Annotated in this window: 28 protein-coding genes and 1 pseudogene; 28 read left to right on the forward strand and 1 reads right to left on the reverse strand. The window is 58.1% G+C overall.

Annotated elements, in window-relative coordinates; genetic code table 11:
- Positions 1–127: 127 nt before the first annotated feature.
- Positions 128–175, forward strand: a pseudogene (locus JL015_RS27975) (hypothetical protein); the annotation flags it as partial.
- Here the strand turns inward: JL015_RS27975 and JL015_RS27820 are convergent.
- Positions 175–462: a hypothetical protein gene (locus JL015_RS27820; RefSeq protein ID WP_236250269.1), complete on the reverse strand. Its 288-nt coding sequence runs from the start codon at positions 460–462 to the stop codon at positions 175–177. The pseudogene JL015_RS27975 and the gene JL015_RS27820 overlap by 1 nt on opposite strands.
- A 19-nt stretch (positions 463–481) precedes the next feature.
- Here JL015_RS27820 and JL015_RS23630 point away from each other — a divergent pair, with 19 nt between their 5' ends.
- From JL015_RS23630 to JL015_RS23755, 27 genes are all read left to right on the forward strand, one after another.
- Positions 482–796, forward strand: a complete 315-nt coding sequence (locus JL015_RS23630) for a hypothetical protein (RefSeq protein WP_201020158.1) — start codon at positions 482–484, stop codon at positions 794–796.
- Entirely contained in the window at positions 793–1,035 is a 243-nt protein-coding gene (locus tag JL015_RS23635) for a hypothetical protein (RefSeq protein ID WP_201020159.1), read from the forward strand. The genes JL015_RS23630 and JL015_RS23635 overlap by 4 nt, the downstream gene beginning before the upstream one ends.
- Positions 1,032–1,307, forward strand: coding sequence for a hypothetical protein (locus JL015_RS23640; protein WP_201020160.1), 276 nt, complete (start codon positions 1,032–1,034; stop codon positions 1,305–1,307). The genes JL015_RS23635 and JL015_RS23640 overlap by 4 nt, the downstream gene beginning before the upstream one ends.
- On the forward strand, positions 1,304–1,591 hold the full coding sequence (locus JL015_RS23645) for a hypothetical protein (RefSeq protein WP_201020161.1): 288 nt from the start codon (positions 1,304–1,306) through the stop codon (positions 1,589–1,591). Before JL015_RS23640 ends, JL015_RS23645 begins: the two co-directional genes overlap by 4 nt.
- Entirely contained in the window at positions 1,588–2,313 is a 726-nt protein-coding gene (locus JL015_RS23650) for a Rha family transcriptional regulator (RefSeq protein WP_201020162.1), read from the forward strand. The genes JL015_RS23645 and JL015_RS23650 overlap by 4 nt, the downstream gene beginning before the upstream one ends.
- Positions 2,310–2,687 (forward strand): hypothetical protein, encoded by a 378-nt coding sequence (locus tag JL015_RS23655; protein ID WP_201020163.1) that lies wholly within the window; start codon positions 2,310–2,312, stop codon positions 2,685–2,687. Before JL015_RS23650 ends, JL015_RS23655 begins: the two co-directional genes overlap by 4 nt.
- Before the next feature lie 21 nt (positions 2,688–2,708).
- Positions 2,709–2,915 carry a hypothetical protein gene (locus JL015_RS23660; RefSeq protein ID WP_307726276.1) on the forward strand — a complete coding sequence of 69 codons (207 nt, stop codon included), beginning with the start codon at positions 2,709–2,711 and terminating at the stop codon, positions 2,913–2,915.
- A gap of 3 nt (positions 2,916–2,918) precedes the next feature.
- A complete protein-coding gene (locus JL015_RS23665; RefSeq protein WP_025261098.1) occupies positions 2,919–3,827 on the forward strand; it encodes a helix-turn-helix domain-containing protein in 909 nt (302 codons plus the stop codon).
- Complete coding sequence (locus JL015_RS23670; RefSeq protein WP_236250072.1) at positions 3,814–4,617, forward strand: hypothetical protein; 804 nt, start codon at positions 3,814–3,816, stop codon at positions 4,615–4,617. The genes JL015_RS23665 and JL015_RS23670 overlap by 14 nt, the downstream gene beginning before the upstream one ends.
- A 60-nt stretch (positions 4,618–4,677) precedes the next feature.
- Entirely contained in the window at positions 4,678–6,018 is a 1,341-nt protein-coding gene (locus tag JL015_RS23675) for a tyrosine-type recombinase/integrase (protein ID WP_201020164.1), read from the forward strand.
- Positions 6,011–6,613, forward strand: a complete 603-nt coding sequence (locus JL015_RS23680; protein WP_201020165.1) for a hypothetical protein — start codon at positions 6,011–6,013, stop codon at positions 6,611–6,613. The genes JL015_RS23675 and JL015_RS23680 overlap by 8 nt, the downstream gene beginning before the upstream one ends.
- A 919-nt stretch (positions 6,614–7,532) precedes the next feature.
- Positions 7,533–7,958, forward strand: a complete 426-nt coding sequence (locus tag JL015_RS23685) for a hypothetical protein (RefSeq protein ID WP_201020166.1) — start codon at positions 7,533–7,535, stop codon at positions 7,956–7,958.
- Positions 7,959–8,023: 65 nt separating this feature from the next.
- On the forward strand, positions 8,024–8,338 hold the full coding sequence (locus JL015_RS23690) for a phage holin, lambda family (protein ID WP_025261091.1): 315 nt from the start codon (positions 8,024–8,026) through the stop codon (positions 8,336–8,338).
- Between the two features lie 32 nt (positions 8,339–8,370).
- Positions 8,371–8,754 carry a hypothetical protein gene (locus JL015_RS23695; RefSeq protein WP_201020190.1) on the forward strand — a complete coding sequence of 128 codons (384 nt, stop codon included), beginning with the start codon at positions 8,371–8,373 and terminating at the stop codon, positions 8,752–8,754.
- The gene (locus JL015_RS27825; protein ID WP_236250268.1) at positions 8,690–8,902 is read left to right on the forward strand and encodes a hypothetical protein; all 213 of its coding nucleotides are present in this window, start codon (positions 8,690–8,692) and stop codon (positions 8,900–8,902) included. Before JL015_RS23695 ends, JL015_RS27825 begins: the two co-directional genes overlap by 65 nt.
- 2 nt (positions 8,903–8,904) lie before the next feature.
- On the forward strand, positions 8,905–9,243 hold the full coding sequence (locus tag JL015_RS23700) for an HNH endonuclease (protein WP_201020167.1): 339 nt from the start codon (positions 8,905–8,907) through the stop codon (positions 9,241–9,243).
- A gap of 157 nt (positions 9,244–9,400) precedes the next feature.
- Positions 9,401–9,877: a terminase small subunit gene (locus tag JL015_RS23705; protein ID WP_201020168.1), complete on the forward strand. Its 477-nt coding sequence runs from the start codon at positions 9,401–9,403 to the stop codon at positions 9,875–9,877.
- A gap of 3 nt (positions 9,878–9,880) precedes the next feature.
- Positions 9,881–11,560: a terminase large subunit gene (locus JL015_RS23710; protein ID WP_201020169.1), complete on the forward strand. Its 1,680-nt coding sequence runs from the start codon at positions 9,881–9,883 to the stop codon at positions 11,558–11,560.
- Positions 11,561–11,562: 2 nt separating this feature from the next.
- Positions 11,563–12,777 (forward strand): phage portal protein, encoded by a 1,215-nt coding sequence (locus JL015_RS23715; protein WP_201020170.1) that lies wholly within the window; start codon positions 11,563–11,565, stop codon positions 12,775–12,777.
- Positions 12,764–13,405, forward strand: coding sequence for an HK97 family phage prohead protease (locus JL015_RS23720; protein ID WP_201020171.1), 642 nt, complete (start codon positions 12,764–12,766; stop codon positions 13,403–13,405). Before JL015_RS23715 ends, JL015_RS23720 begins: the two co-directional genes overlap by 14 nt.
- Positions 13,402–14,604: a phage major capsid protein gene (locus tag JL015_RS23725; protein WP_201020172.1), complete on the forward strand. Its 1,203-nt coding sequence runs from the start codon at positions 13,402–13,404 to the stop codon at positions 14,602–14,604. Before JL015_RS23720 ends, JL015_RS23725 begins: the two co-directional genes overlap by 4 nt.
- A gap of 53 nt (positions 14,605–14,657) precedes the next feature.
- A complete protein-coding gene (locus tag JL015_RS23730; RefSeq protein ID WP_025261083.1) occupies positions 14,658–14,999 on the forward strand; it encodes a hypothetical protein in 342 nt (113 codons plus the stop codon).
- Entirely contained in the window at positions 15,000–15,296 is a 297-nt protein-coding gene (locus JL015_RS23735) for a head-tail connector protein (RefSeq protein WP_025261082.1), read from the forward strand.
- The gene (locus JL015_RS23740) at positions 15,296–15,622 is read left to right on the forward strand and encodes a phage head closure protein (protein ID WP_201020173.1); all 327 of its coding nucleotides are present in this window, start codon (positions 15,296–15,298) and stop codon (positions 15,620–15,622) included. Before JL015_RS23735 ends, JL015_RS23740 begins: the two co-directional genes overlap by 1 nt.
- An 8-nt stretch (positions 15,623–15,630) precedes the next feature.
- A complete protein-coding gene (locus JL015_RS23745) occupies positions 15,631–15,810 on the forward strand; it encodes a hypothetical protein (protein ID WP_201020174.1) in 180 nt (59 codons plus the stop codon).
- A gap of 3 nt (positions 15,811–15,813) precedes the next feature.
- Positions 15,814–16,392: an HK97-gp10 family putative phage morphogenesis protein gene (locus JL015_RS23750; protein WP_025261079.1), complete on the forward strand. Its 579-nt coding sequence runs from the start codon at positions 15,814–15,816 to the stop codon at positions 16,390–16,392.
- Positions 16,385–16,771, forward strand: a complete 387-nt coding sequence (locus JL015_RS23755) for a DUF3168 domain-containing protein (protein ID WP_201020175.1) — start codon at positions 16,385–16,387, stop codon at positions 16,769–16,771. Before JL015_RS23750 ends, JL015_RS23755 begins: the two co-directional genes overlap by 8 nt.
- Positions 16,772–16,775 lie beyond the last annotated feature (4 nt).

Genomic DNA, 16,775 nt, shown 5'->3' on the forward strand with positions numbered 1-16,775 from the left:
GATTGACATTTAAAATCCCGCTGGCACTATTGTATTAGGCCAAAGCTACGGAGTAATGATTGTGCACCGCACCCCGCTCGCAGAGTTCGCTGCTAAACGGCATGCATGGACGGCCCGCCTACTCGGAATGAGTCAAGGCGCGCTAAGTAAAGCTATCCGCGAAGGGCGGGAGATCTACGTCGTGGCGCTTCCCGACGGATCCATCACAGCCATTGAGGAGCGCCCATTTCCCAGCCAGAAGCGCGACGAGAAGCTGAGCGAATACACAAATAATAGTCCCTCAGGATCTATCAAGTCAGGTGCAAAAGTACCTGTTTGCCTATCCAGCACCACACAGGCCTCTCCATGAGCGCCTGCTTCCGGTTTTTGCTGAGCGGCTGACTTTTCAGCAGCCCACAAAAAAGCCCGACCTAAGTCGAGCTTCTTGGTCAGCAACCGCGCCAACGGTTGCTGCGGATTCACTTTGTCTCGAGAAAGAAAAATGAAAGCTAAAAATACTACAGGACAGAACCAGGCACAACTCCCCACCCTCAAGTCATGGGGATTCGGAGGCCAAGATAACGATCTACTGCAGGTCGCGGGGGGCGCTGATTTTGAGGCTGCCGTATCTATGGCTGCTGATTTGGTTGTCGGCGTGGAGGGGCTGCTCGGCCGCCTGGACTACGCCGTTAATCACCTCGAGCCATCACCAACGCTGGGCGAGCTTCGCGCACTAGCCCTTATCTCCGGTGCCGCCGGGGCGCTACTCAGCTCTGCACGCAGCGCTCTGATCAATGCGCGGGAGACTGATCAATGAGCTTGTCATCAAAAGAAGCAACTCGCCTGCATCATGCAGGGCTGGCTTTGTTTGCCCTCACACGAGTGCTCCGCGAAAACATTGATTTCATCGGCATGCCCGGTGGCGCGCCGTTGAGTGTGAGAGACCAGCACGGATTGCTGCTGGCTGCCGAGCATATCTCCGAAGAGATTTATGCGCATCTCGAAAATCAGGCTGCTGATCTGCGGGGTAGTGCCGAAGTTGGTGGCAGCCAATGAAAGCCCATATCCGTACTGTTGAACTCCCGTACTGCGTGCGTGGTGAGCAATTCCTGTTCACTGTTGCTGGTGATGTTTCTGTTGTAGAAGCGCTCAACGCTGCGACAGATCGCATTGAGTCAGTGGTTAACGTTTTGAAAGACTTGAGGAGCGTCGATGCCGTCTCCGAGCAGGCAACCCTTGCGTTTTATGCCGCCGAATCGGCTCTGGCTTTGGTTTACGCAAGCCAGGCAGGTGCTGAGGCGGCAACAGAAAAGGGAGGTGCGGCATGAGCAAGTCCCCTCACCAATTGATAGCCGAAGATGCTCTCTCTGAGCTTTCGGTAACCCGATCTGTTCTGCAGCAGATGTGCGCCTTGTTTGAGTCTGCCAAGCCGCATTGTGCGGAGCATTCGCTATGCCGCCGTCTCTTGGACCTTGGGTATTTCACCTGCGAAAGCATGGGCTCCAATGCTGAGAGCGCAGAGGAAAGGCTTGAGGCCCGCCTGACTGAACTGGCCGCGCCACAAAACGCCGACCTCGCAAATCGTGGCGCGGAAAAGGAGGGCGATCAATGAATCTGATCACCAACAACGCCCCAACTATGTCATCCCAAGAAATCGCCGATCTGGTCGGCTCCCGCCACGACAATGTGAAGATCGCGATTGACCGGCTTGTGGCCAGAGGCGTGATTTCCCAACCTGCAATGCAGGGTGGCCCTAAGTCCGGTAACGGCGTCGTTGTTCAGGAATATCTGGTCAACAAGCGAGACAGCTTCATCGTCGTAGCTCAGCTCTCGCCTGAGTTCACCGCTGCCTTGGTGGACCGCTGGCAGGAACTGGAAGAGAAAGCCTCTCGCCCCATGACCCCAGCCGAGCTTATTGCAGCCAGCGCCAACCAACTGGTGCAGATCGAACGCCAGCAGGCCGAGCAGAAACAGGCGCTGGCGCGGGTCGAAAGCCGAACCGCACGACTGGAGCAGATCCGCTATATGGATTCCGTGCCCAGTGGATTCGAGACCATCACCAACATTCGCGACCGGATCAACCGGCGTCACGGCTTGCCGCCTTGGGTGATCAACGCCGTTATGCGCGAGGTGACTGGCGCGCCACTTCCATTCGCGATGGTACGCAGCAAGCACGCCGATGATGGTGGGCAGCCCTTCGCTATATGGCCCAAACCGGCCATCACCCAGCGCTTTGACCGGTTCGTGAGCGAATGCACCTACGAGACCAGTGAGCGCGCCACCCACCCGGAAATCCCCCAAGGACGGTTCAAGATCAAGCCGAGGCTCGCATGAGCAAGAAACCAACCCATCAGCAGCTTGTTGAGCGCGTGGCAGCCCTGAGTGTTGACTGGTACCACGCTCAGGCACTCGTCCGGGATGTACGGCAGTTGCTCAACAACGAGTATCAGCAGTTTTTCCGTGCGCACGGTGAGCCTGAGCCGAACTTTCGCCGAATCAACCCTGACGACCCGGCTTATGCGCCAGTCATCAACTTCACCAGCCAGACCTACGAGCAATTGCAGAAGGCCAAGCGTGCGAAGGGTAGCGCAAAGCGCCGCCTTGAGACTGCGGTGCGTGCGCTGATGTCCGCCACTGGTGACACAGTGAAAGCACCGATGCCGGTAGCGGCCAGGCGCACCACCGCCTGCGGGGAGACGCTGCAATGAACAGACCGTCTACCCCCCCCCATGCGCCCCAGCAGCACGCTGGAGCTTCAATCTTCGCTGGCCCTTGGCCGAGGCTATGCCAGTTTCCGACATCTGCCGGAGCGCGAGCGCTGGGAGATTTGCTCGCTCGCCAAGACTGGTCGGCTGGCGCTGGAAGACAGGGGCGTGACCATGCTTGAACCCTATGACGACTTCGTCTGGTGTGTATGCAATGAGTTGGAGATTTGACCTGTGAGCATGAATTTGATGGTCAAGGCCCTGGAAACCAAGGTTGGCAATCCATTGCGCAAGCTGGTGCTGATCAAGCTGGCCGACAACGCCAATGATATGGGGGAGTGCTGGCCGTCTTATCAGCACATCGCTGACCAGTGTGAAATCAGTAAGCGCTCCGTAATGAGTCACATCGCATCTCTTTGTGCTTCAGGCCTGCTTCGCAAAGAAATCCGTAAGGGCGGACCAAAAGGAAACTCGTCCAACGTCTATTACTTGACCCTGGATGGTGGTGCACCTCCTGCACCAGGGGTAGTGAAGGATATTCACCAGGGTAGTGCAGCAGATTCACCCCCTAGTGCAGGAGATTCACTAGGGGGTAGTGCAGGAGCTGCACCCAGAACCAGTCACTCTTCTGAATCAGTCAATGAACCAGTCATTGAACCTATTGCGACCCAGGCTTGCGCCACGGTCGCGGCGGGGCAGGTGGTGCAATTCGCTTCTCAGCAACCGCGCTGTGAAATCCCATCGGATATGCCCGGCCCCAAGGATCGGTCCTGCAAAACCTTCAAGGCCTGGGCGAACTACGCAATGGCCTACCGCAAGCGGTACCAAGCGTGGCCGGTCTGGAACGCGAAGGTTGGCGGACAGCTTGGCCAACTGATCGACCGCTTGGGGATCGACGTAGCCCATCACGTCGCTGCGTACTTCGTGGGAATCAACGACTCGGGCCTGATCCGTGGCTGCCATGGCATTGGCGACCTGCTGGCCAAGGCTGAGGCTTATCACACGCAATGGGCTACCAACCGCCAGATGACCACAACAACCGCCCAGCAGATGGAGCGCAAGCAGGCAAACCTGAGCGCAGGACAGGAAGCGGCTGACCGCATCCGGCAACGGGCAGGGGGGCAGGCTAATGAATTCCTCTGACCGTATGGGCCCTGAGCAGGTCGCCCGACTGGCCTTGGCAATCTGCGCGACTGCCGAATCACTGGGCCACACCCTGAGTGCTGACGCCGCTGAGCTGATGGCTGATGACCTGTCTGGCTTCCCGGCCAATGTCGTGGCTACTGCCCTGAAATCCTGTCGCCTGGAGTTGACAGGCAAGCTGACAACCGGAGCAATCATGCAGCGCGTCCACGCCGCAGATGGCCGTCCGGGCAAGGATGAGGCGTGGTCAATCGCGCTGGCCGCTGGCGATGAGAGCGACACCGTGGTGATGACCGCCGAGATCCGTCAGGCCATGACCGCCGCGCAGCCGATTCTGGCTGGCCGGGACAAGGTGGGTGCGCGCATGGCGTTCCTGAGTGCCTACGAGCGCTTAGTTGCCCAGGCCCGCGCCGAAGCCCGCCCTGTGAGTTGGAGCGTGTCCCTTGGGTTCGATGCTGGTCGCCGGATAGCCGCTATTGAATCAGCCGTCCGCTCGAAGTTGATCACCCAAGAAGCGGGCCAGCAGTACCTGGCTGACCTTCGCATAGCGCCAATCTGCCAAGACGGCCAAGCCATTGCTGGGCTTCTGACCGGCACTGTCGTGCAGCCCACCGAAGCCAACCGTGTCCGCTGGCAGAAGCTCAGGTCAGACCTGCAGAAAAGCCGTCGTGATGCACAAGCCAAACGCTTGCGCGAGCTTCGTGCAGAGCGCCGCCATCTCAGTGGGCTGAAGCTTGCGCATAGCGTCAAAGTAAAAGAATTGACCGATGGGAGCGGGTCCGATGACTGATGTGAAGGCAAAGCAAATTCGGGCTGCACATCGCCAGTATGGGAAGGGGGGGCCAGCAGCATGAGCGACCTGGTGAAGACCCTGACCGTCATCATGAGCGATGCCGAGATCCGCCGGCACGCCGAGCGCCTGCATGTGCGGGCACTGCGCGATGCACGCCATCCAGAGCTGCATTTCCGCTACTCCACGGCAGATCGGCGCAAAGGGGCGTGGCATGTCGTTGTCCGTGGCAAGTGGGGCAAGGCCGGCAATTACCCTGGCATCAATGCCAAGCTGATGCAGGCCACGCTGCCTGCCATCCTCGCGCGCCGATCTGCCGACCCGGATGCCCCTTCAACGACAACGGCCTGGAAAAGCGTAGGGGACGTGTTGACCTGGTACACCGAGCGCATGAGCCGGGATCGTGGGTTGTCCGAGAAACGCAAGGCCAGTGCGCAATCGGCCCTGCGCTGCCACTTGGTGCCCCGACTGCAAGCGGTGGCGCTGACCCAGCTCAATCGTGAAACTCTGGATCGGTTGCTGATGTGGCCCCTGCAGGAGCAATACGCGCTGTCATTCGTGCGGTCGGTCTATGGCGTGCTCGCCGTCGCCTTCCGCCAGGCCTCCCGGCTGGCGCTGTTGAGCGTCAACCCTATGGCCAGCCTCAAGTACACCGACTTTGTGCAGACCCGGATCAGGCCCAAATCTGCGCGGCTGCGCGGCGATGACCTTCCTGGCTTGCTGGCGGACCTGGCCGAGCGCTTCGACCGCGCGCCGCTGGAATGCATGCTGGCCCTGATGATGCTCTGCCACGGGACACGGCTGGGCGAGACACGGCTGGCCCGCTGGAAAAACATCAACCTTGGCACACGACAGTGGTTCATTCCTGCGCCGGATACCAAGACCAAGGCCGAGCACATCCTGCCTATCACCGGGCAGGTGCAAGCGTTGATCGAGCGGTACCGGACTTTGCAGCGGGCGACCGGCTACACCGGGCCATACGTTTTCCCTGGCCGCGCCGGGGTTGCCGTGAGCGCCACACAGGCCAGCACCTTGTTCCGTTCGCTGGGGCGTGGTGAGTGGTCGAGCCATGATCTGCGCAAGGTGGCCCGCACGGCCTGGGCTGATCTGGGCGTCGATTACATGGTGGGCGAGATGCTGTTGAACCACGCCATGAAGGACCTGGACGCGACCTACATCCACACCACTGCCGAAGGCCTCAAACGTCAGGCCTTGCAGCGCTGGCATGAGCACCTTGACCTGCACGGATTCCAGAATCTGCACGGTGGGACATATGCGAGACAGGAAATCGGCGCTGATGCCGTGCAGCCCTCTGAAATCAAAGCTTCCAGCCATTTTTCGCATCCATCCCAAGGGAGGATGCCAAACCAGAATTCCCAGCCAGGAGAATCCCATGAGTAACGTCACAGCGGCACTGCCGCGCAGAATGCTGGCGGACTTTTCCCCGGCGATATATCAGAGCGTCATGTCAGCAATCGTTCGGGTGCTCGCGGCGGATAACATCGATAACAGCGCAAAACAGAGCTGGCAAAAGCTGATCGACTCGAAAGGGGCTAATGGCTCATATCGAACGCTTCTTTCTGCACGCGACCAGTTCGATTACGACTGCTGTCTGCACGCTCTATTGCATCGGGAACTGAGCGCCGCGCACTGGAACTTGCTGGTGGGCAAGTTTTCCACCAGCACAGGCAATCGGGTTGGATCGATTGGGCGCACGATTCCGCGCATCAGTTCCCCAGCGCCGTCCCTGTTTATCTACAAGGCCACAACTGTGTGGTTCATCCCAAAGATGAAAGGCAAGCAGGGTAAGCGTTCGACCGACATTGCGATCCTGCCTGACGAGTTCTATGACATGAACACTTGGGATGTGGATGCGCGACCAGACTCAACCCGCACCCGCTGGCGTCGAGGGATCCATAAGTGCCTGGAGGCGCTGGAGGAGGCTGCTGTCATCCATGTCACCGAGATTCTGGAAAGGGAGCAGTTGATTTACTGAGACGCTTGACAGTAGTGAGCGAATGAGCGATATTTCGTAGCATCATCACATCCCTGCGCGTAAACGGGATTGATGATTTTTATGATTTATCTTATTTAGGCGGCGTGATCCGCTAAATGAAGTCAAACTCTTTTCCGCTCTAGTGCGAATCTATCGCCACACTGGCGTTTACTTTGTGGTCATCCGACCAATTTATTCAGCAAATAAACGTTTGGGGCTATAAATAATGCAGAGTTTAACAGAGAGTGATTATCAACTTCTTCTGAATGTTAGCCGTTCAACTAGATGTGGGCCGGTGGGTTTTGCTATTCCCCGTAATCCACCGCCAGATGAGCGGGGCGAGTGGGAAAGGTTCAGGTTGCATTTGCAGCGGTTGACGCAAATCGGGCTTCTTAAGACGTTTATGTGCAGCCTTTCGCGATCACTTCGACATGATATAACTAGGTCTGGTTGGCTACGTCTTCGGGCTATGCGTAAGCGCGTAACTCGATAGTTCCACTCAAACAGAAGCCCAGTCATCGAGCTGGGCTTTTTGTTTCTGGAAGGTGGCTCCCTGTGGTGGGCAATCCGGTTTGAACCTGGAGCCACTGGTAGCGGCTGTAATCACTCTGTGGCGACCGCCCTCGTGATTGGTTAATAATTCAAGCCCGTACCGATCAACCTCTGCAAAGGCGGTGCGGGATCAAACCCAGCCAAGTGCTGGGTTTTTTGTTTTATGCAGATGACGTGCGCAGGCAGATGCGCTAAGTCGGTAGTGGCGTTGATCAAAGCCGTGCGCTCCCTGATCGACTACGCGATGAGAGGCTGGGGTATGTGACCCAGCGATCCAGCCCAGTAAGCCGGGGTAAGCACCGGCCCTCTGCACCCTTATTTCGAGCCCTGGCATTTGCTGGGGCTTTTTCGTATCTGGAGTTCAACAATGCAGAGCAGCGTCTACGTGCCGGGAGTCTCTGGATGGAAGATTAAATTTGGCAAAGACTTTGTTGAGTTCCACCGTGACTCACGGGACCCTGTTCGCATCGGGAATTTGGATGAAGCACCGTCTCCCAAGGCTGAGCCTAAAGCCCCCGATCCCAAGCCATTCATCGTCGTCGACGGTGTGACTTATATCAGTGGGGCAGAGGTCGAGCGCCAAACCATCGCCAAGCTGAAGCTTGCGCAGGGTTGGTCGGTAAAAGCGGCTTTGCTCGACGGGCGTTATGTATTCACTGGCGTGGGGGTTGGTCCTCGCTCCCAAGTCAGCGCAGATCAGTTTGTAACTGATGCCGACTCGGTTGCTGATGTGGTTCGCAAGGTTCTCCGTGAAGAGCTTCGCCCTGGCGGCCTGCTGCATCGCCGCGTCTAAACGCTCCTTTGGCCGACTCCGGTCGGTCTCTTTTATTCAACAATCCTCGTAAGCCGGGTGCTCATATGCCTGATAAACCAGACACCTGGGCCCGTTTTTACCTGGCTCTCTCCGATCCGTTATGGCAGGGCGTAATTATGGCCGCAGTCATCTCGTTCTTGCGCGTGCTGTACGACGCCAGGGAAACCAAGCCTTGGCGGATCATCCTTGAGTCTCTGATCTGTGGCTGCTTGAGCCTGGTGGCCTCGACCATCATCGAGTGGTTGGAATGGCCTGCAAGTCTTTCCGTGGCCGCTGGTGGTGCTATCGGCTTTCTGGGTGTAGCGGCTATCCGCGAGCTGATGCTCCGGATCATCAATCGCAAGGCAGATTCGGTATGAGCATTGAGTCAGTAGCAAAAGCGGGCACGGTCATGCGGATCATTGCTGTTGCTGTGATCATCACGATCGTCATGGCCTTGTTGATAGCTGTCCAGCAGGTGCGGGTCGTCACTCTGCAAGGCAGTCTCGCGGTCGAGACCGAGAACACGCAGAAGGCCATGGCGGCCAACGCTGAAAGCCAGGCAACAATCACAACCCTGCGAGCCGAAGCCAAGCGCAATGCTGACTATCAGGCAGATCTGAGCAGGCGGCTCAAGGCCAGTGAACAGAAAGCCCTCAGGGCAAGGAAAGACTTTGAAGACCTCAAGCGTAATAGCCCGGCTGTTCGTAAGTGGGCTGATCAGCCTTTGCCTGACGGCCTGCGCAAGCCAGCCAGCTCCGGTAAAGACAACGGCGGTAAGGCTGGAGCCCCCTGAGCTCGTTCCCTGTGAGCGTATCAGCGAAAGCGACGAAGACGTTGTTGTGAACGGTGATCTTTGGGCGCTCAAGGATCGAGTGGTCAACCTGCTCGACACGTGCGCTGACCAAGTGGACGCGCAGATAAAGCGCAGTCAGTCGAGGTAGCGATGCCCAGGCTAAAGACGCTCGGTTCCAGGATCAAAGAGTCATCCACCTCAAGGGTGAATGTCGTTACGCCCGGCAGTTGGCGAAGCGGCATGACCAGCTCGCAGCGTGGGTATGGCTATAAGTGGCAGAAGGCGCGTGAGCGCTACCTGCTCGATCATCCGGTCTGCGTGTACTGCGAGCGGCAAGGGCTGACCTCTGCTGCAAGTGTGGTTGACCACAAGATCCCGCATCGAGGTGATCAGGATCTGTTCTGGAATCAGGGCAACTGGCAGTCGCTGTGCAAGAACTGCCACGACTCGGTCAAGCAGGCCGAGGAAGCGGCAGGCCTGGCTGGCTGACGGCGGGAAACCGGCGCTGAGTCCCGATTGATGCTTGCTGGCACGCCAGTGACGTGCCGCAAAGGGTGGGGGGAGGCTAAAATATAGTAATTCTCATCTAGCTAGACCGCCTCCGACCCCACGTACACATTTTTTCCCGTTTCAGGAAAAGTTAACCATGGCTTTAACCGACAAGAAGCGGCGGTTTGTTGACGCTTTGATGTCGGGAGCCACAAATCGCGAGGCAGCGATTGCTGCCGGATATTCAGAGAAAACCGCGTCACAGGCGGGCTCCAAGCTGGCGAAGGACCCGGCGATCCTCTCAGATATCGGTGCTCGACTCCAGCAGAAACAAGCGTCGAGCACTGAGGTTAAACCTGGCCAAAAAGTTAAAGGTGATCCGGCTGAGTTCGACGATTCGTCCGAGCTGTCGCTGACCCATACCGATGACCCGCGTGCCTTCCTCACCGAGTTGATGAATGCCGATCAGGCTGACATGCGCATGCGCCTGGAAGCGGCCAAGACGCTGATGCCGTATGTGCACGGCAAGGTGGCCGATCAGGGCAAGAAAGAGCAGAAGGTCGATGCCGCCAAACAGGTGGGCAGAGGGCGATACGCGCAAGGCAAACCGCCGCTATCAGTTGTTAAGGGGTAACTCATGCAATGGACAACTGCCTGCCCAGACTGGTGGCGGCGACTGGCTGCTTGTGAGTCGATCATCCCTGAGCCCCTGTTTCCCGAGGAGGCCGAAGCGAACCTTGAGGTTTTCAGAGGGCTGAAGATTGTTGATGCTCCCGGCAGCCCGACAATCGAAGCGTCCTGCGCTGCGTGGGTGATGGAGTTCGCCGCCGCAGTGTTCGGCAGCTACAACAGCGAGACCGGCGAAAGACTGATCCGCGAAGTGATGTTATGCATCCCGAAGAAGAACAGTAAGTCGACGATAGCGGCTGGCATCATGCTTACAGCGCTGATCCGTAACTGGCGTCTTTCGGCTGAGTTCATCATTTTGGCTCCGACCAAGGAAATTGCTGACAACTCATTCATCCCGGCCAAGGATATGGTCAGCAACGATGAAGAGTTGAAGGTGCTTCTGCATGTTCAACCGCACCTGCGGTTGATCACGCATCGAGAAACCGGAGCCACTTTGAAAGTGGTAGCGGCTGACAGTGATGTGGTGGGTGGTAAGAAAGCCGTAGGCGTGCTGATCGATGAGGCTTGGCTGTTCGGCAAGAACCCCAAGGCTGCGGACATGATCCGCGAGGCTACGGGGGGGCTGCTGTCTCGCCCGGAAGGCTTCATCATCTGGCTGACGACTCAGTCGAACGAACCGCCAGCAGGCGTGTTCAAGTCGAAACTGACTTATGCCCGAGGCGTTCGGGATGGTCGTATCGACGACAACCGTTTTCTGCCGATCATCTACGAGTTCCCGCAAGAGATGATCAAAAGCCAGGAGGCGCGTAAGCCTGAGAACTTCCACCTGGTCAACCCGAACATCAACTACTCCGTCGACCGAGCAACGCTTGAGCGTCTGCACATGCAGGCTGAAATCGACGGCGAGGCGGAGATGCGTGGGTTCTTGGCCAAGCATCTCAATATCGAGATTGGCTTGGCATTGATGTCCGACAGCTGGGTCGGTGCAGATTTCTGGGAGGCCCAAGCAAAGGAAGGAATGACGCTGGACTACCTACTTGAGCAGTGCGAAGTGGTCGTCGTCGGTGTCGATGGTGGTGGCCTCGATGACTTGCTCGGCCTTGCTGTGATCGGTCGGGTTCGTGAGTCCCGCATGTGGTTGCACTGGGCGCATGCCTGGGCCCACCCGTCAGTGCTGGAGCGCCGCAAGTCTGAGGCTCCGCGCCTGCTGGATATGAAGGCTGTCGGCGACGTAACCATCGTCGACAAGATCGGTGATGACGTGGATCAGTTGGCCGCCATCGTAGCGAGGATCAATCATGCCGGCCTGCTCGACAAGGTCGGCCTGGACCCTGCCGGTATTGGTGCGGTTCTGGATGCCCTGGCTGATGTGGAGGTCGATGAAGAACAAGTCGTCGGGATCTCGCAGGGCTGGAAGCTCACTGGTGCGATCAAGACAACAGAGCGGCGTCTCGCTGAGGGAACGCTCATTCACTGCGGACAGCCCCTTATGTCCTGGTCTTGCGGCAATGCCAAAGGCGTCCCATCGGCGAACGCTTTCCTCATCACGAAGCAGGCCTCAGGTACTGCAAAGATTGACCCGCTTATGGCGACCTTCAACGCCGTGTCGCTGATGGCCCTCAACCCCGAGGCCCGAGGCGGCCTGGACGACTACCTCAACCACGGCTTCTTCGGATTAGTAGGCTGACCATGGCATTCAAGTGGTACAACCCCATGACGTGGGGATTCCTCGGCTACACAGACCCGGAGACGGGCGACTACGTCGAGGTAGATCTCGAAGTCGGCGGCAAGCGCACCAAGGCGGGTATTCGCGTCACCGCCAAGACGGCACTGTCTGTCAGCATGATCTGGTCGTGCATCAAGATTCTTTCCGAGTCATTGAGCGGTCTGCCGCTCAAACTGTACGAGGACAAGGATGGAAAGAGGTCATTGGTAGCGAGCAATGACCGCTACGCCAAGCTCATGCGTAAGCCAAACCCCTACATGACCATGCTCAACTTCCTGAAATTTGTGGTCGTGAACATGGCTCTGCGCGGTAATGCCTTCGCTTTGATAGAGCGCAATGTGCACGGGGATGTTAAAGGCCTGGTGCCACTGGACGGCAAGACGGTGACGTTAGACACCGAAGAGGACTTGATCTACTGGGTTACTCCCAGCAAGGGGGATCCATTCCCTGTCTCGCCGGAGCACATGCTGCATTTCAAGTTGTTCAGTCTCGACGGCATCGTCGGCCTTTCTCCTATTGAGCACCAAGCGGAGACCATGGGGCTGGCCAAGGCTGGTCAGCAGTGGTCGGCGCGGTTCATGCGCAAGGGCGGCTTCACCGGCGGTTATGTCATTTATGAGCAGTTCCTCACCAAGGCCCAGCAGGCACAGGTGATGGAGAAGTTCCCCGACGTTCGCAAGGCCGATGCCGACGATATCGGCAAGATGGCCATCCTCCAAGGCAACCCAAAGATCGTTCCGGCCGGCATCAGCCAGAAGGACGCGCAGTTCATCGAGTCGCAGCAGTTTCAGGAAGAGGCCCTGGCGGGCATCTATGGCGTTCCGCTGTGGCTGGCTAACCGCGCTGGCAAGACCTCGATCATGGGGTCGAACCTTGAGCAACAGCTCACCGGTTACATCACCTTCGGACTCAAGCCCTTCGTCGACGCGGTGGAGGACGAATTCAACGACAAAATTTATGTGGCCAATGCTCGGTTCGTGGAGTTTGCCGTCGAAGGCCTTCTGCGTGCCGATAGCGCTGGGCGGGCCACGTACTACGGCAGTGCTCTTGGGGGCTCCGGCGGCTCTGGGTGGATGACCATCAACGAAGTCCGGGTAAAGGAAAACCTGCCTCCTTTGGAAGGCGACGAATACAACCGGGTCACCCGGTGGGAGATGCAAACAAATGGCGAACCTTGAAGTTCCGTTTGAGCTCAAGGCCGTGGACGAGACCGGCAACTTCGAGGGCTACGCGGCGGTTTTCAACAACGTCGATCTTGGCGATGACGTGATCCTGCCGGGAGCTTTCACCCGCGTGAAGGCCACTCGCAGCGGCAAGCTCAAACTGGCGCTGTATCACGACCTGACCAGGCTGGTCGGTACTGCCGACTATACCCAGGACGATCACGGCCTGCTGCTCAAGGGGCAGGTCAATCTCAACGTCAGTTACGCCCGCGACGCTTACGAACTGATGAAAGCCGACATCCTCGACAGCATGTCGATTGGCTTCAACACCATCAATTCGGATTTTGAAGAGCGCGCTGGGCGTCGGGTTCGGATTATCAAGGAGGCCGAACTATGGGAGGCGTCCTTCGTTCCGTTTGGCATGAACCCCGAGGCGCAAGTCCTCAGCGTCAAGTCTGACATCAGGATTTTCGAGAAGGCCCTGCGTGAACGCATGGGCCTCTCGCAGAAAGAAGCGGCGGCAGTCGCTTCGCTCGGCTACACCGCGCTGCGCCGTGATGGCGGCAGTGAGGCCACGGTGATCGTGGATGAGCTGAAAGAAATTTCCAACCTGTTCACCCACCATTTTGGAGCATCGCAATGAGCGAAGTGAAAGAAGTAAAAGACGCCCTGGAGCAGCAACTGAAGAACGGTTTCGATGGCCTGCAGAAGAAGTACGACGCAGCCATGGAAGAAGTCGAAAAGGGCAACAAGGTAACCGGTGATCTGAAGAAGCAGATCGAGGATCAGAAAGGCGAGCTGCAAAAGGTCATCGACCAGGTCGTTGATCTGGAGCAGAAGGGCGTCAAGCTGCGCGGTCAGCCCGGAGAGGGCAAGAGCTTCATCGACATGATCAAGGGCGATGACAGCTACAAAGCGTTGAATCAGAAGAACGCTTCGCTGGCTCATATGGAAGTGACCAAGTCCGACCTGGCCAGCATGAAGGAAATGAAGGTCACCAGCGCTGGCGTTGTGGCCCCTGTCTATGACCCTGTCATTCAGCCAGGCATTCGTCAGGAGCTGCGCATCCGTGATCTGCTGAACGTGATCCCCGTGTCTGCTCAGGAGTACACCTACTTCCGTGAGCTGCTGCACACCAAGGGCGCGGCACCGGTTGCCGAAGGCGGCCTCAAGCCTACAAGCAACGTCACTTTCGAGCGCGTCACTGATCGCGTGAAGAAGCTCGCCGTCTGGATGCCGGTGACCGACGAAGCTCTGGACGATGTGCCCCAGATGTTCGCCTACCTTCAGCAACTGCTGCGTTACGACCTGAAGCTGGAAGAGGAAGCACAGATCCTCAAAGGCGACGGCACCGGCGAGAATCTGAATGGCCTGATGACCCAGGCAACCGTTTACGACACCAACTTGAGCAAGGCCGGTGACACCGCCATCGATCTGGTGCGCCGCGCCATCTACCAGGTGCGTAAGCAGTCGAAGATGTCCGCTGATGGCACGGTCATGACCGAACTCGACTGGATGAACATCGAGCTGCAGAAGGATGGCGAGAACCGCTACCTGTTCGCAAACCTGCAGGGCCTGGTTACACCGATCCTCTGGGGTCGCCCGGTGATCACCTCGGACAGCATGGACGAGGGTGATGCGGATACGGGTGGTGAGTTCCTGGTTGCAAACTTCGCTCGCTCCACCACTCTGTTTGACCGCCTCACTTTCCTGTTCAAGATGGGCCTGATCAACGACCAGTTCATTCGCAACGAGCGAGCGCTGCTTGTTGAAGAGCGCCTGGGTCTTGGCGTGCGCCGTAAAGAGGCGCTGGTGAAGGGTCGATTCCCGTCTGCAGCGTAAGCAACCCCACTGAAGGCCGGCATATTGTCGGCCTCTTCATTTCTGGAGGCATCATGAAAATCAAGATCCTGTGGGGCTTTGTTGGCAACTCCAAGCTGCTGGGCTCTGAATCGGACAAGGTCAAGGCTGGCGCAATCTTTGATGATGTGGACGATGAGTATGCCCACACGCTGATCGGCAAGGGCTTGGCAGTCGAAGTCGGCGCAAATGGAAAGCCGCGTATGCCGCTTGCCAAGGAGAGCAAGCCAGCGGCTCCGAAGGAAGATAAGGCCGCCGCCGAAAAGGCTGCTGCCGAGAAAGAGGCTGCGGATAAGGCTCTGGCCGAAAAGGACGCTGCGGAAAAGGAAGCGGCTGAAAAGGCTGAGGCCGATAAGGCCGCTGCAGGGGTCAAGTAAATGATCGATCTGGCCACCGTGAAGGTGCACCTGCGTGTCGATGGCGATGAGGAAGACGCTTTGATCGCGGGCTACATCGAGGCGGCCATGGCGCACGTCGAGCAGCATTGCGACCGGAAGCTGGTCGAGACAGATCCTGTCGAGCCCGAGCAGATGGGATTGACCGGTGACGTCAAGCAAGCCGTCCTGCTGCTGGTTGGGCACTGGTATGCAAACCGCGAGGCGGTCGCCGTCGGGGGACTCACTGCCGTGCCTCTCGCTGTTGACCGCCTGCTCTGGTACAGGAAGCGCTTCTGATGAGAGCAGGATCTATGCGACACCGCTGCATCCTGGCCAAGCCGGAGCGCGTGCAGAACAAGTCGGGCGGATTCGATGAGGTCTGGTCGCCGGTCGGCGAGGTCTGGGCGGATATCACACTGCCGACAGGTCGGGTAGCGCCGGTGGCCGAGCAACTGAAGGCCACGGTCACTGCCGAGATCCGCATCCGCCCGCGTGCAGACATCGCTGCAGGTTGGCGGGTGACCGAAAAAAGGACCGGCACCACCTACCGGGTGGAGGCCACGCTACTCAACAACGAACGGGACATGCTGCGGCTGTTGTGCGCCAGCGTTCCAAACCCATGAGGTGAATCATGAAAATTCGTGCACTTGGCCCATTGTCCGGCGCGTCCGGTGATCGCGAGAAGGGTGAAGTCTTCACCGTCGCCAAGGACTACGGCGAAGGCCTGGTCCGTCGCGGCTATGCCGAGGAAGTGGTCGAGGCTGTGGCTGCCCCCTCGAAGCCTGGAAAAGCCGATCTGGCCAAGGAGTAGATCATGGCTGCTCGTCGATCTCGTATGTCCGGTGACTTCAAGTTGCGTCGAACCCTGCGCAACATCCACAAGACGATGGATAACGAGCTTGCGGTGGTGATGAAGGAAAGCGCCGAGCGGATATTGTCCACCATGCAACAACTGATTCCCAAGGATACGGGCGCTGCACGAAACGCCTTGAAGATCTTTGTGACGAAGAGCGGCCTTAATGCCGAGATCGGTATTCGTGGCAAGCGTGACACGAAGCGCTTCTTCTACCTGCGCTTTCTTGAGTACGGCACAAAGGGCTACAGCGGATCGATTTATCGCCGCGATGACCGGGATGCTGTCGGTGGTCAGCACACAAACAACCGGGACAAGTCGAAGCTGTCAGGTCGTCGCAATTCGTTGCGGGCCCGCGACACGAAGAACAAGTCGGACGGCACAAACTTTTTCGGCAAGTACCCTGATATTCCTGCTCGTCCTGCTCACCCATGGCTGCGCCCGGCGAAAGATGTAAATCGGGAATTTGTCTTGGCCAACATTCGCGCCGCTGTTGCCAGAACCCTGGATAAAGCCAGCGCAGGAGCAACAGATGCCTGACCCCTCCGTTGCGTTGCAAGAGGCGTTATTTGAACGGCTCGGGGCCGAGGTTTCATGCCCTGTTTACGATGGCGCGCCGATGAATGCGGACATGCCATATGTCTCGATTGACCGGGAAATCTCAACCAACATTTCGCCGATTGCTGGCAGGAAGCGCGAGCAGCGCCTGATCTACTTGTCGGTCTGGTCTGACGCCCATGGCCAGGCCGAGGTCAAGCGAGTCATCGGAGAGATTGTTGCCGCTCTGGATGAGCGCCCCTTGCCGCTGACGGTGGGGCGCGCAGTTTCAGTGCGGATCGAGCAGTACGATGCCCAGCGCGATGCTGACGGGGTTACCTACCAAGGCTCTGTCACCGTTCGCGTCATTACCACTCACTAACTTC

It is taken from the genome of Pseudomonas cichorii, assembly GCF_015471405.1.
Lineage (GTDB): Bacteria > Pseudomonadota > Gammaproteobacteria > Pseudomonadales > Pseudomonadaceae > Aquipseudomonas > Aquipseudomonas serbiensis.